At 62.1% G+C, this 13,492-nt stretch carries 12 protein-coding genes; 3 read left to right on the top strand and 9 right to left on the bottom strand.

The features are described from left to right. Positions 1-23 precede the first annotated feature (23 nt). The 3 genes from J3P94_RS15335 to J3P94_RS15345 form a co-directional block, all read right to left on the bottom strand. Entirely contained in the window at positions 24-755 is a 732-nt protein-coding gene (locus J3P94_RS15335; protein ID WP_434568643.1) for a GntR family transcriptional regulator, read from the bottom strand. Between the two features lie 127 nt (positions 756-882). Continuing rightward, positions 883-2,088 carry an organoarsenical effux MFS transporter ArsJ gene (arsJ, locus tag J3P94_RS15340; protein WP_434568644.1) on the bottom strand — a complete coding sequence of 402 codons (1,206 nt, stop codon included), beginning with the start codon at positions 2,086-2,088 and terminating at the stop codon, positions 883-885. A 9-nt stretch (positions 2,089-2,097) separates the two neighbouring features. Beyond that, on the bottom strand, positions 2,098-3,102 hold the full coding sequence (locus tag J3P94_RS15345; RefSeq protein ID WP_434568645.1) for an ArsJ-associated glyceraldehyde-3-phosphate dehydrogenase: 1,005 nt from the start codon (positions 3,100-3,102) through the stop codon (positions 2,098-2,100). Between the two features lie 269 nt (positions 3,103-3,371). Here J3P94_RS15345 and J3P94_RS15350 point away from each other — a divergent pair, with 269 nt between their 5' ends. Beyond that, positions 3,372-5,093, top strand: coding sequence for an amidase (locus J3P94_RS15350; RefSeq protein ID WP_434568646.1), 1,722 nt, complete (start codon positions 3,372-3,374; stop codon positions 5,091-5,093). A gap of 81 nt (positions 5,094-5,174) precedes the next feature. On the opposite strand, the gene J3P94_RS15355 is transcribed toward J3P94_RS15350, so the two are convergent. After that, complete coding sequence (locus J3P94_RS15355) at positions 5,175-5,954, bottom strand: EAL domain-containing protein (RefSeq protein ID WP_434568647.1); 780 nt, start codon at positions 5,952-5,954, stop codon at positions 5,175-5,177. Between the two features lie 218 nt (positions 5,955-6,172). Here J3P94_RS15355 and J3P94_RS15360 point away from each other — a divergent pair, with 218 nt between their 5' ends. Next, positions 6,173-7,501 carry an OprD family porin gene (locus tag J3P94_RS15360; protein ID WP_434574180.1) on the top strand — a complete coding sequence of 443 codons (1,329 nt, stop codon included), beginning with the start codon at positions 6,173-6,175 and terminating at the stop codon, positions 7,499-7,501. A gap of 663 nt (positions 7,502-8,164) precedes the next feature. Here J3P94_RS15360 and J3P94_RS15365 read toward each other — a convergent pair. The 5 genes from J3P94_RS15365 to J3P94_RS15385 form a co-directional block, all read right to left on the bottom strand. Further along, entirely contained in the window at positions 8,165-8,356 is a 192-nt protein-coding gene (locus J3P94_RS15365; RefSeq protein ID WP_434568648.1) for a hypothetical protein, read from the bottom strand. Between the two features lie 20 nt (positions 8,357-8,376). Further along, positions 8,377-9,141, bottom strand: coding sequence for an SDR family NAD(P)-dependent oxidoreductase (locus J3P94_RS15370; protein ID WP_434568649.1), 765 nt, complete (start codon positions 9,139-9,141; stop codon positions 8,377-8,379). Between the two features lie 184 nt (positions 9,142-9,325). Continuing rightward, positions 9,326-10,618, bottom strand: a complete 1,293-nt coding sequence (locus tag J3P94_RS15375) for a PQQ-dependent sugar dehydrogenase (protein ID WP_434568650.1) — start codon at positions 10,616-10,618, stop codon at positions 9,326-9,328. After that, positions 10,615-11,043: a DUF2231 domain-containing protein gene (locus tag J3P94_RS15380; RefSeq protein WP_434568651.1), complete on the bottom strand. Its 429-nt coding sequence runs from the start codon at positions 11,041-11,043 to the stop codon at positions 10,615-10,617. Before J3P94_RS15380 ends, J3P94_RS15375 begins: the two co-directional genes overlap by 4 nt. Before the next feature lie 345 nt (positions 11,044-11,388). Beyond that, positions 11,389-12,312, bottom strand: coding sequence for a LysR family transcriptional regulator (locus J3P94_RS15385; protein WP_434568652.1), 924 nt, complete (start codon positions 12,310-12,312; stop codon positions 11,389-11,391). Positions 12,313-12,425: 113 nt separating this feature from the next. On the opposite strand from J3P94_RS15385, the gene J3P94_RS15390 reads away from it, so the two are divergent. Next, positions 12,426-13,421, top strand: coding sequence for an aldo/keto reductase (locus J3P94_RS15390; protein WP_434568653.1), 996 nt, complete (start codon positions 12,426-12,428; stop codon positions 13,419-13,421). The last annotated feature ends 71 nt before the right edge of the window (positions 13,422-13,492 follow it).

Raw genomic sequence — 13,492 nt, forward strand, 5'->3', positions numbered from 1 at the left:
GAGACGCCGCTAGCCCGCCGAAGTCAGCGGATTTCGACGCTGTAGCGGAAATGCTCGGCATGCCCGCGCGAACGGCGCCATTCCAGCGGGTTGCCGGCGTAATCGCGGGCCAGGCGCTCGATCACCACCACCGGGCTGTGGACCGGAACCTGCAACAACCGCGCATACACCTCGTTGACCGATTCGGCCGTGAGGGTTTCCTGCGCATAGGCAACCACCTGCCCGCAGATTTCCTCGTAGATGGGATAGAGCAACGGCCCTTTCTGGTTCAGGTCGATCTCCAGCAACGGCTGGAATCGGCCACGTGGCAGCCAGATTTCTTCGGCGAGCACCGGCTCGACTTCCAGCAGGCGCACCCGGACGATGCGGATCACCGGCGCATCGACCGGCAACCCCAAGGCCTGTGCGACCGCCGATGGCGCCGCCACCGGCTCGACAGACAGAATGCGACTCTCCGGAACCCGGCGTTCACCGGACGCCGACTGAAAGCGAAAGAAACGAAACAACGATGACTGGAACTGGGGACGACGAATGAAGGTGCCCCGCCCTTGCTGGCGCTCCAGGATGCCCTCGCTGACCAAAGCATCAATTGCCTTGCGCACGGTTCCGGTGGACAGCTGGTATTCGGCTGACAACGCCGCCTCGGTGGGAATCGCCTCCCCCGGACGCCAGCGATTATTGGCGATCTGCTCCGCCAACTGGTCACGCAAACGTTGATATAGCGGCAGGCGGGCGTCGCTGGACAGGGCGTTCATAGGACTATATTCACCTTGTTATCTAGTCATCTATATGAATTTGAGCTGAGTATTTGCTTCGCCCCGCCGTATTGTCAAGACGGGGCCTGATACTTTGCAGACCAACGGAAACAGCAAGCGCAGCGAATCAGTGCGTTGCGTGACGAGGCAATGCCAACGAAATCAGGGCAGCGAGCAACACGAATGCACTGGAAATCCACAGGCACGCCGCCAGCCCGTACCCCTGGTAGACCCAACCGGAAAGCAGCGTCCCGGCCAGCCGGCCGATGGCGTTGGACATGTAATAGAAACCCACGTCCAGCGACACGCCGTCCTCCTTGGCGTACGACACGATCAGATAACTGTGCAGGGAAGAATTCACCGCGAACAGCACGCCAAAGACCATCAGCCCGCCCAACAGCATCGCCTGTTGTGACAGCCCCAGGGCCATCGCCGCTGGCAAGCCCGCCAACGCCAGCGCCCAGAGGAACGCGGCGCGTCCATCCGGCACCTGCCCGCGTTTCTTGCCGGTGATGTTCGGCGCCAGGAATTGCACGATGCCGTAGCCGATGACCCACGCGGCGAGAAATCCGCCCACGGTCGAGAAATTCCAGCCGTAGACACTGCTCAGGTAGACCGGCAGGGCCACCACGAACCAGACATCCCGGGCGCCGAACAGGAACATTCTCGCGGCCGACAAAATATTGATCGCCCGGCTCTTGGAAAGGATGTCGCGAAATCTGGGCTTGGCCTTGGCCTTGCCCAGGTCCTTCTTCAGCAGGATCAGGCTACCGCCCCAGATCAGTGCCAACACGACAGCCATCGCCAACAATGCGCCCTGGAAACCGATCCATGCGAGCAACGCCCCGCCGAGGAAAAAGCCGACGCCCTTGAGCGCGTTCTTCGAGCCGGTGAGGATCGCTATCCAGCGATAAAGCCTGCCCTGTTCACCGTCAGGCACCAGGAGCTTGATGGAACTCTTGGCGCTCATCTTGTTCAGGTCCTTGGCGATTCCCGAAAGCGCCTGGGCCATCATCACCCAGGCGATGGTCAGCCAGGCGGACGGAACGGTCAGCATCAGCAGCGCCACCACTTGCAGGCCCAAGCCGATATTCATCGTCCGATTCAGGCCCAGCCGGGCACCGAGATAGCCGCCCAGCAGGTTGGTGATCACGCCGAAGAGTTCGTAGAACAGGAACAGCGCGGCAATCTGCAACGGGCTGTAGCCCAACGCGTGGAAGTGCAACACCACCAGCATGCGCAGGGCGCCGTCGGTCAGGGTAAAAGCCCAGTAATTACCGGTGACGAGCAGGTACTGTCGCACTTGCGGCGCTATGGCTGACAAGGCACTCATCACGATTCCTCAGCCGGCCAGGCCAACCATCCGGGCCAGTTCGACGGTGCGGTTGGCGTAGCCCCATTCGTTGTCGTACCAGGCATAAAGCTTGACCTGGGTGCCGTTGACAACCAGGGTCGACAGCGCATCGATGATCGACGAGCGCGGATCGGTGCGGTAGTCGATGGACACCAGAGGGCGCTCCTCGAAACCGAGGATGTCCTTGAGCTCGTGCTCGGCTGCGTCCTTGAGAAAACGGTTCACTTGCTCCACCGTGGTGGCTCGCTCGACCTCGAACACGCAATCGGTCAGCGACGCATTGGCCAACGGCACCCGCACGGCGTGGCCATTGAGGCGCCCGCGCAGCTCGGGAAAGATTTCGGCGATGGCGGTGGCCGATCCGGTGCTGGTGGGAATCAAACTCATACCCGACGCCCGGGCGCGACGCAGGTCCTTGTGCGGCTGGTCGAGGATGCTCTGGGTATTGGTCAGGTCATGAATGGTGGTGATCGAGCCGTGACGGATGCCGAGCTTCTCGTGGATTACCTTGACCACGGGTGCCAGGCAGTTGGTGGTGCAGGAAGCCGCCGTCACGATGCGATGCCGGTCCGGCTCGAACTGCTGGTGATTGACCCCCATGACGATATTCAAGGCGCCCTGCTCTTTCACCGGGGCACTGACCACCACGCGCTTCACGCCCTGATCGAGATACGCCTGGAGCACCGCGACCGTCTTCATCTTGCCGCTGGCCTCGATCACCACATCGCAGCCCGACCAGTCGGTGTCGTCAATCGCTTTGTTGGCTGTGACCTTGATGCGCTGCCCCTCGATGATCATGCTGGCGCCATCGGCGTCGGCCTGGCGGTTCCAGCGGCCGTGCACCGAATCGAAGTTCAACAGATGCGCATGGGTCGCCGCGTCGCCCGCCGGATCGTTGACCTGCACGAACTGGAATTCCGGCCAGCCCCAGGCCGCACGCAAGGCGAGGCGACCGATGCGTCCGAAACCGTTGATGCCTACTTTGATCGTCATTTTGAAGGGGCCGTCTATTGGGGTTCAGTCGAATATATGTGTTTGCGAATACAAGAGGAAATCGAAAGTGGCGCCCCCCCGTGGCGAGGGAGCTTGCTCCCTCGCCACGGAGTCCGTTGTTATTTCAGAAGGGAGAGTGTTCCGATCACGCTCTCGTAGTACAGTCTGCACCCGATATCAGCCCCAATTTGAACGACATCAGGTGTCCGGGGAATTTTGCTTGAACAGACCCGTGCCTCATGTTCTTCGTCAGCCGAAGCGGTAACAGCATGATTGAAATCACCGAAGTCTCCATTGCCCAGCTCCGGGCTGCGCTGGAATCCGGCCAGACCACGGCGGTCGAGCTGGTCCAGGCCTATCTCGCCCGGATCGACGCCTATGACGGTCCCGACACGCCTACCGCCCTCAACGCGGTGGTGGTTCGCAACCCTTCTGCGCTGGACGAGGCCAAGGCGTCCGATGCCCGGCGGGCCAAAGGCCAGACTCTGGGCCCCCTCGATGGCATTCCTTATACCGCCAAGGACAGTTATCTGGTGAAGGGGCTGACCGCTGCGTCTGGAAGCCCGGCCTTCAAGGACCTGGTTGCCCATCGCGACGCCTTCACTATCGAACGCCTGCGTGCCGCCGGGGCGATCTGCCTGGGCAAGACCAATATGCCGCCGATGGCGAACGGCGGCATGCAGCGCGGTGTTTATGGCCGCGCCGAAAGCCCTTATAACGCGGATTACCTCACCGCGCCTTTTGCCTCCGGTTCGTCGAACGGCGCGGGCACTGCCACCGCTGCCAGTTTCGCCGCCTTCGGCCTTGCTGAAGAAACCTGGTCCAGCGGACGCGGCCCGGCCTCCAACAATGGCTTGTGTGCCTACACGCCCTCACGCGGAGTGATCTCGGTGCGCGGCAACTGGCCGTTGACGCCGACGATGGACGTTGTGGTGCCCTATGCGAGGACCATGGCCGACCTGCTGGAAGTGCTCGACGTGGTGGTGGCGAACGACCCCGACCCTCGTGGCGACCTGTGGCGCCTGCAACCCTGGGTGCCGATTCCGTCCGTCGATTCGGTCCGTCCCGCCTCGTACCCGAGCCTTGCCGCCAAACCCGAAGCGCTGGCCGGCATCCGTTTCGGCGTGCCGCGCATGTACATCAATGCCGACCCCGAGGCCGGCACCGCTGAAAAGCCAGGCATTGGCGGCCCGACCGGGCAACGGATCATCACTCGCCCGTCGGTGATTGCCCTCTGGGAAGCCGCGCGCAAAGCCTTGGAGGCCCAGGGCGCCGAAGTGGTCGAGGTGGATTTCCCGCTGGTATCCAACTGCGAGGGCGATCGTCCTGGCGCGCCGACGGTGTTCACCCGCGGCCTGGTGTCCAAGGAGTTCCTGCACCATGAACTCTGGGACCTGTCGGCCTGGGCGTTCGACGATTTCCTGCGGGCCAACGGCGATCCGAAACTCAATCGCCTGGCCGACGTCGACGGACCGCTGATTTTCCCTCACGACCCGGGCACCCTGCCTAATCGCGAGGATGATCTTGCCGCCGGCATGGACGAATACGTGAAGATGGCCCAGCGCGGCATCACGCCGTGGGATCAGATCCCGACGTTGCCCGATGGCTTGCGCGGCCTCGAAGAGACACGCCGGATCGATCTTGAAGACTGGATGGAGCGGCTCGGGCTGGATGCGGTGATCTTCCCTACCGTGGCGGACGTCGGGCCCGCCGACGCGGACGTCAACCCGGAGTCAGCCGACATTGCCTGGAGCAATGGCGTATGGGTCGCCAACGGCAACCTCGCCATCCGCCACCTCGGCGTGCCAACCGTCACCGTGCCGATGGGCGTCATGGCGGACATCGGCATGCCGGTCGGGCTGACGTTCGCGGGCCGTGCCTATGACGATTCGAAACTGCTGCAACTGGCCTCGGCATTCGAGTCGACGGGCTCGAAACGGATGATCCCGCCGCGGACTCCGCCGTTGTCTGGTGACCATCCACGCGCCTGATCGCGGCGGGTACATGAAACAGAAAAGCAGGCCCACCGCTTCAATAGCTGTGAGGCCTGCGTCATCAGCGCCTGCTGCTGGCTAATCGAACCTGCCCACCGCAAGCCGACCCGTCTCGGGCCGCGCGTAGAGATACCCCTGCATCAGCTCGATGCCCAACTCCAGCAGCGTCGCGCTTTCTTCTCGCGTCTCGACGCCCTCGGCGATGACGGTAATCCCCAGCCGGCCGGCGACCAGGATGATCCCCTCGACAATCGCGCGCCTGACCGGATCCTGGTCGATGCCTCGGGTCAACGCCATGTCGATCTTCAGCACCTGGGGCTGGAACAGCGCCAGCAGATTGAGCCCCGAGTAGCCAGAACCGAAATCATCGATTGCGGTAGTGAAGCCCTGGCGTTCGTATTCCAGGAAGATCGACTTGAGGTGCTCGGGGTCGTCCACCCTTTCGCCTTCCGTGACCTCGAACATGAGCCTGTCCGGCGGAAAGCGGCTTTGACGCGCAGCCTCCAATGTCGCCCGTATACAGGTCTCGGCCCGGTACACGGCGTTGGGCAGGAAGTTGATGCTGAGCAGGCAATCGGGGATGTCGAGGATACCCAGCCTGGCAGCCTCCTCGATCGCTTTCACTCGGCAGGCCTGGTCGAACCGGTAGCGGTTGCCGTCATTCACAAGCCCGAGGATATAACCTGCGGATTCGCCGTTCACGCCTCTGACCAGTGCCTCATAGGCAAAGGCCGTGCGCGTGCGGACATTGAAGATCGGTTGGAACGCCATGGTGAAATCAAATCCCAACGCCGAATGGTCGCGACACTCGGCGCAACCAAGGGATTTGAACGTTTGAGGAGAAGAAGATGCGGTCATATCAGTGTTCCGTCGCGGCAGCGGGTGTCCCTGTGTTGCAGAAACTATAGGCAATCTCCCTTGAATCGGCACGGGTCGCGCTTTCTGGAGTGCGGTCGGGCCCGCGTTACGCAATTAACAACGTTTAACTCGCCCTTGCGCGCGACCTCACCAAGAATGGCGCTCTGCCCAGGCCTTGGTTCACACGGAAAAGACGCATGTCGCCCGCATTCACAAACATGATTGTCCCCGGGCCAGCACCGGTCGCCCTGAAGCCGATCTGGCTGCTGGCTTTGCTAGCGGGAAGCGCACCCGCGCTGGCAGGACAAACCGCCGAGGGTTTCTTGCAAGGGGCAACATTTGAGGTGTTGAGCCGCAACTTCTACCTCAACAATGACTACCGGTCCCCGACCCCGGCGGGCAAGAGCTACAAGGCGGAATGGGCCCAGGGCTTCATCGCCACGTTCGAGTCCGGCTTCACGCCCGGCATCGTCGGTGCAGGTATCGACGCCCATGGGTTCGTCGGTTTGAAACTGGACGGCGGCAAGGGCCACTCGGGGACGGGACTGCTGCCGCTGGACGACGACGGGCGCAGTGAGGACGAATACTCCAGCGCCGGCGCTGCGCTGAAATTCAACACCTCGCGAACCACCCTGGCGCTCGGCGAAATGACCGTGGCGACACCAGTATTCGATACGGCTGACAAGCGCCTGCAACCGGAATACGCCAGCGGCGTGTGGCTGTCGAGCCACGAATTCGATGAGGTCGATGTGCAGGCGGGTCATTTCAACGCCTTCAAAAATCAGGATGCCTCCACCGCCAAAGGTGATTTCTCCGGTTATGGCGCAAGTACCCGCCACGGCAGTATCGACTTCATCGGCGCCGACCTGTTCAGCGGCCGCACGGTGGGCGGCGCGCTCTATGCTTCCGAGCTGAGCGACACCTGGCGCCAGTACTACGGCAATGTGCATTCGACGCTGGGCCAGCTGTTCCTCGACGGTAACGTCTACTACACCCGCGACCATGGCCAGGCCAGCGCAGGCGCCATCGACAACACGGCTTTCAGCCTGTCCGGCAAATATCGACATGAAGCCCAGGCACTCACCTTGGCGTATCAGAAAATCAACGGCGACACGCCTTTCGATTTCGTCGGTGGCGACTCCATCTACCTCGCCAACTCGATCAAATACGCTGATTTCAATGGCCCGGGCGAGCGCTCCTGGCAAGCTCGCTATGACCTTGATCTGGGCACCTTGGGCATCCCCGGCTTGAGTTTCATGGCCCGCTATGTAACCGGCAACGGGATAGATGGCAGCCATGCGCCAAGGGGCGGCGCCTACAACCCGTTCGACAGCGACACCGGAACCTACAGCCCGCAGCAGGGGGACGGCGGCCGTCATTGGGAGCGCGACCTGGACCTGCATTACGTCGTGCAATCAGGGCCGGCCAAGGACCTGTCGCTGCAACTGTCCCACGTCACCCACCGCGCCAACAGCGCCCAGGCCGGCGATGACATTGACAGGCTGTACGTCGTCATCCAGTACCCGCTGAAGCTCGGGCCGTTCTGAAGCCCCTCTGTGGGAGCGAGCCTGCTCGCGAAAAGGCCGGCACATCCGACATCTTCATCGACTGACTTGCCGCCATCACGAGCAAGCTCGCTCCCACAATGATTTCCAGCGGACATAAAATTCACATGCACTGCAGAACCCATGTGGGAGCGAGCAGGCTCGCTCCCACAATGATTTCCAGCGGACATAAAATTCACGTGCACTGCAGAACCCATGTGGGAGCGAGCCTGCTCGCGAAGGGGGCCGGTACATCCGACATCTTCATCAACTGACTTGCCGCCATCGCGAGCAGGCTCGCTCCCACAATGATTTCCAGCGGACATAAAATTCACGTGCACTGCAGAACCCATGTGGGAGCGAGCCTGCTCGCGAAAAGGCCGGTACGTCCGACATCTTCATCAACTGACTTGCCGCCATCGCAAGCAAGCTCGCTCCCACAATGATTTCCAGCGGACATAAAATTCATATGCACTGCAGAACCCATGTGGGAGCGAGCTTGCTCGCGAAGGGGCCGGTACGTCCGATATCTTTATCAACTGACTTGCCGCCATCGCGAGCAGGCTCGCTCCCACAATGATTTCCAGCGGACATAAAATTCAGGTGCACTGCAGAACCCATGTGGGAGCGAGCCTGCTCGCGAAGCGGCCGCTACATCCGACACCTTCACCATCTGACTTGCCGCCATCGCGAGCAGGCTCGCTCCCACAATGATTTCCAGCGGACATAAAATGCACGTGCACTGCGGAACACATGTGGGAGCGAGCTTGCTCGCGCAGCATTGAGCAGATGCTCGGCAATGTATCGACCAAAACCAGTGGAACAGCCGGTGACCAGCCAGGTTTTACGATTGTTCATGACGGTTCTCCTCTGTTGGCTCAGCCAGCGGTGACAGTCATGCCGCCATCAGCCATGACCACCGAGCCGACCATGAAGCTGGCGCGGTCCGAGGCCAGGAAGGCGACCACCTCGGCGATTTCTTCAGGTTGGGCGGCCCGGCCGATGGGGGCGGCTTCGCCGTGCTGGGCGAGAAACTGCGGGCCGTCCTCGACCACGTCATTGAGGATATTGGTGACCACATCGCCAACGCCGACCGCATTGACTCGGATGCCATGCTCGATGGCTTCCAGCGCCAGCGTGCGGGTCAACTGCGCCAGGGCGCCCTTGGACGCGGTGTAGGCGGCGATGGTCGGGAAAGCGAAATAGGATGCATAGGAGGCGATGTTGACGATGGCCCCGGACTTGTTGGGCATCATCGCCTTGACCGCTTCGCGTGAGTGCAGGAACGCCGCGGTGGCGTTGACGGCCTGGATGCGTTCCCAATCCTGGCGCGTCATGTCGACCACCAGTTTGTTGATGATGATGCCGGCGTTATTGACCAGGATGTCCAACCGGCCGAACTGCTCGACCGCCAGGCCCACCGCGCGCTCGGCGGCGCCGTCCTCGGTAATGTCAGCCACCAGCGGCACCAGTCCCGGGCGGGCCAGCTCGTTGACGGCGGGGTTGATGTCCTCGGCGATCACCTTGGCGCCACGGGCATGCAGCAACAGGGAAATGGCCTTGCCGATACCGCTGGCGGCGCCGGTGACCAGGGCGACCTTGCCTTCGACTTCGTGGGGAATGTTGTGTTTGATATCGCTCATGGTAACTCTCCTCGTTGACCGACCGACGAGACATTCGCCGGTGCGCTGTCGTGATTGACGGCTTCACTGTCGCGCAACGAGGGTTACCGGGCTTTGGTGATGTTGCGGGGACTGTCGGGGTTTTGCGCGAACGTGCAAAACCGGCGGGATTACCCGGGACGGCAGCGCGTCCCGGGCATCGGGTTCATGGCTTGCGAGTCACCCGCCACACGGTGTTCGCCAGGTCATCGGCGATGATCAACGCACCGCGCGGATCAACGGTCACACCCACGGGCCGCCCACGGGTCTTGCCATCGTCGCCGCGGAAACCCGTGGCGAAGTCCACCGGCTCACCAGCGGGACGACCGTTGCGAAACGGCACAAAAATGACCTTGTAGCCCACCGGCTGGTCGCGGTTCCAACTGCCGTGCTCACCCACGAAGGCGCCTTCGGCAAATTGCTCGCCCATGGCCGGGATGGAGAAATCGACACCGAGTGCCGCGACGTGGGACCCGAGGCTGTAGTCGGGTTTGACCGCAGCGGCGACTTTTTGCGGATCCTGCGGTTGTGCGCGCGGATCGACGTTCTGCCCCCAATAGCTATAGGGCCAGCCATAAAACGCACCTTCGCGCACCGATGTCAGGTAATCCGGCACCAGGTCGGGACCCAACTCGTCGCGCTCGTTGACCACCGCCCACAACTGTCCGGAGCCAGGCTCGACCTTCAACGCCGTCGGGTTGCGCAGACCGGTCGCATAGGGTTTGTGGGCGCCTGTCTCGGCATCGATCTGCCAGACCATGGCCCGGTCGATTTCGACTTCCATGCCGCGCTCGGTGACGTTGCTGTTCGAACCGATGCCCACGTACAGCGAGCGTCCGTCGGGACTGATGGCCAGCGCCTTGGTCCAGTGGTGGTTGATCTCGGACGGCAGGTCTGTGACTTTCGTGGGTGACCCGCTGGCCTTGGTCTGGCCCTCTTCATAATCGAAGCGCACCAGTGCGTCCTGGTTGGCGACGTACAGCTTGCCGTCGGCAAACGCCAGGCCATAGGGTGCGTTGAGGTTTTCGGCGAAGACCGTCTTGAGCTCGTAGGTGCCGTCACCGTCAGCGTCGCGCAACAGCGTCAGGCGATTGCCGCCCTTGACCTGGGTGTTGCCCTTGGCCTTGATGACACTGGCGATGACGTCCTTGGGCTTGAGCTTCGCAGCGTTTCCGCCACGGCCTTCGGCCACCAGGATATCGCCGTTGGGCAGTACCAGGGTCTGGCGCGGAATCTTCAGGTCGGTGGCGATAGCGGTGATGTCGTAGCCTTGCGGCACCGTCGGTTTCTGCTCGCCCCAGGGCACCGGCTCGGCGATTTTCATGCTGGGCAACAACCCGCGCTGGGGCTCCGGCAATTTGGGGTCCGGACCGCGTGCCTGAGTGGCGTCCCCTTCTCCTCCGCAGGCGCTCAGCAACAACGTCATGCTCAAGGCTGTCAATGCGATGCGCGGTTTCATTGCTCACCTCCGGAACGCAGATTGGTCAGCCCGACCCACGCCGCAGCGCAGGCCAACACGGTTACGACGACCGACAGAACCAGGCCCTGGGGCATGATGGCCCAGGCGTCCTTGGCATGTTCGAAGGCATTGATCAGCCCGAGTACCCAGGTCACCAGCAATAGCAGGAAATACACCACCGGACGCCCGCCCTTGCGCTCCGCACGGATCAGATTGACCAGCGCAAACAGCAATGCCAACCCACAGAACAGCAGTCCGCCGGCAATCAGCCAGGAGGCGAAATTGCTCCATTGGATCTGGTAGGTCTTGTAGTACGCGATGTCACTGAGCAGCGCCCCGAGAAACAACGGAACGGTGCCGGCGAGCAGGACCGCGTGAAGCGGACCTGGCGTGCTTCGGTAGAGGGGATGGGTGGTAACGGTCATGACAGCTCCTTATCGTTCAGCGTCCCGTGGCGGATTCCGTGAGATCCGGGCCGTCGGGGTCGCGTTGATTAACGCCTAGGGAAATGATCGTGCCGCCAAAGCGATAGTTCCGATTTTTCGCTTGGGATAAGGCGGCAGTTCCCAGCGTTTTCATGACAAGGAGTACGGGGCATGCCGATACAAACCGTGGCGAGGGAGCTTGCTCCCGCTGGGCTGCGTAGCGGCCCCAAGCCCTATCACCGAGGTGTGCCAGGCTGATCCCGAACAGGCTTTTTGGGATTGCTGCGCAATCCAGCGGGAGCAAGCTCCCTCGCCACGGGGGACCGGTGTTGGAGATGGTTCGTGTTAAACCCGCACCATCAGGGCCTCGTCCGCATCCGCCGCGCCATGCAGCAACTCGATCAGCCAATCGATGAACACCCTCACCCTCGGCGACAGCTGTCGATGAGGCGGGTAGACCACTGAAATCGGCCATGACGGCACCGGATGACCGCTCAATACCTCGACCAACCGCCCCTCGGCGAGTTGCCGTTGCACGTGGTAACGCGGCGCCTGGATCAGGCCGAATCCCGCCTCGCAAGCCGTTACGTAGCCGTCAGCGTTGTTGACGGTCAGCTCGGATGACATTTGCAACTCTCGGACCTGCCCTGCCACTTCGAATTCGAACGGGAAATAACGACCGTTACCGGACGCGAAACCGATGGCGCGGTGCTCTGCCAGGTCCTCCAGCGCCACAGGCGTACCTGAACGGGCCAGGTAGCCAGGGCTGGCGCAAGTCACTTGGCACAACCGCACGATCGGTCTCGCAACCAGCGCCTGGTCGCTGATGACGCCGGCCCGGATGGCGCAATCGACGCCTTCACGCTGCAGATGAACCAACCGGTCATGAAACCCCAGGTCCAGTTTCAATTGCGGATAGCGCCGATAGAAGTCCGCCAGGTTCGGCACGATCCATGTGCAGCCGAAGGCGATGGGCATGTCAACGCGCAGGGTGCCGCGAGGTTGGCTGCGTTGCGCGGACAGCGAGGTTTCCAGGTCATCCAGTTCATCGAGCAACTGACCGCAGCGCTGGTAATAGGCTTCGCCATCCAGGGTTGCGCGCACCTGCCGCGTGGTGCGCTGTAGCAGTTGCACCCCCAGATGCCCCTCCAGTTGCTGGATCAACAGGCTGACGGTAGCCCGGGGCAAACCCAGATCGTCGGCCGCCTTGCCGAAACCGCCCAGTTCGACGATGCGCCGGAACACCTGCATAGCCTGTAATCGATCCATGGTTCTACTCACTATTCAGAAATCGCGAATAGTTAAACCAAAAACAGCGGCTTTATCCAGAAAACCGTTTTACGGAGACTGATCGCGTCACTTCAACCCAAAGGAACAACCTCATGATCACTCGTCAACTTGGCCATCAAGGTCCACACGTCAGCGCCATCGGCCTGGGCTGCATGGGCATGTCGGATTTCTACACCACGGGCACCGACGAGCGCGAATCCATCGCCACGCTCCACCGCGCCGTCGAGCTGGGCGTGACCCTGTTCGACACGGCCGACATGTACGGCCCGCACACCAACGAAGAACTGCTCGGACGCGCCTTGCGCGGCAAGCGTGAAGGTATCTATCTGGCGAGCAAGTTCGGCCTGGTGCGCAGCGATGATCCGCATGCCCGGGGCGTCAATGGTCACCCCGAATACGTTCGGCAGTCGATCGACGGCAGCCTCAAGCGCCTGGGTACCGATTACCTCGACCTCTACTATCAGCATCGCATCGACCCACAGGTACCCGTCGAAGAAACCATCGGCGCCATGGCCGAGCTGGTCAAGGCCGGCAAGGTCCGCCACATCGGGATTTCGGAGGCCAGCGCCGAGACCATCCAGCGGGCCCATGCCGTGCATCCGTTGGCAGCGGTGCAAAGCGAATACTCGCTGTGGTCCAGGGAGCCGGAACACAACGGCGTGCTCGACACGTGCCGACGCCTGGGGATCGCTTTTGTCGCTTACAGCCCCTTGGGCCGCGGCTTCCTGACGGGCGAGCTGAAGACTCCGGACGATTTTGCCGAAGACGACTACCGCCGCTTCAACCCGCGTTTCCTGGCCGACAACTTCCAGCGCAACCTGGCCTTGGTCGAACGGGTCAAGGCGTTGGCTGAGCAGAAGCAGATCAGCGCCTCGCAACTGGCCTTGGGCTGGGTCCTGGCCCAGGGCAGCAATGTGATCCCGATCCCGGGCACCAAGCAGCGAAAGTACTTGGAAACCAACGTCGCTGCCGCCAGCGTGTTCCTGAGCGCCGAGGAGCTGGCTCAGCTGGATGCGATTTTCGGCGCCCGAGGCGCGGTGGCAGGCGAACGCTACAGCGCCGAGGTGATGACCTTGCTCGACGGCTGATCAGGCCGGGCTTTTTACCAGCAACGGCACCGGGGACATTCGTCCCCCGTGCCACCCCGGCACGTTTTCGA

The sequence above is a fragment of the Pseudomonas sp. Z3-8 genome, assembly GCF_051131975.1.
GTDB lineage: Bacteria > Pseudomonadota > Gammaproteobacteria > Pseudomonadales > Pseudomonadaceae > Aquipseudomonas.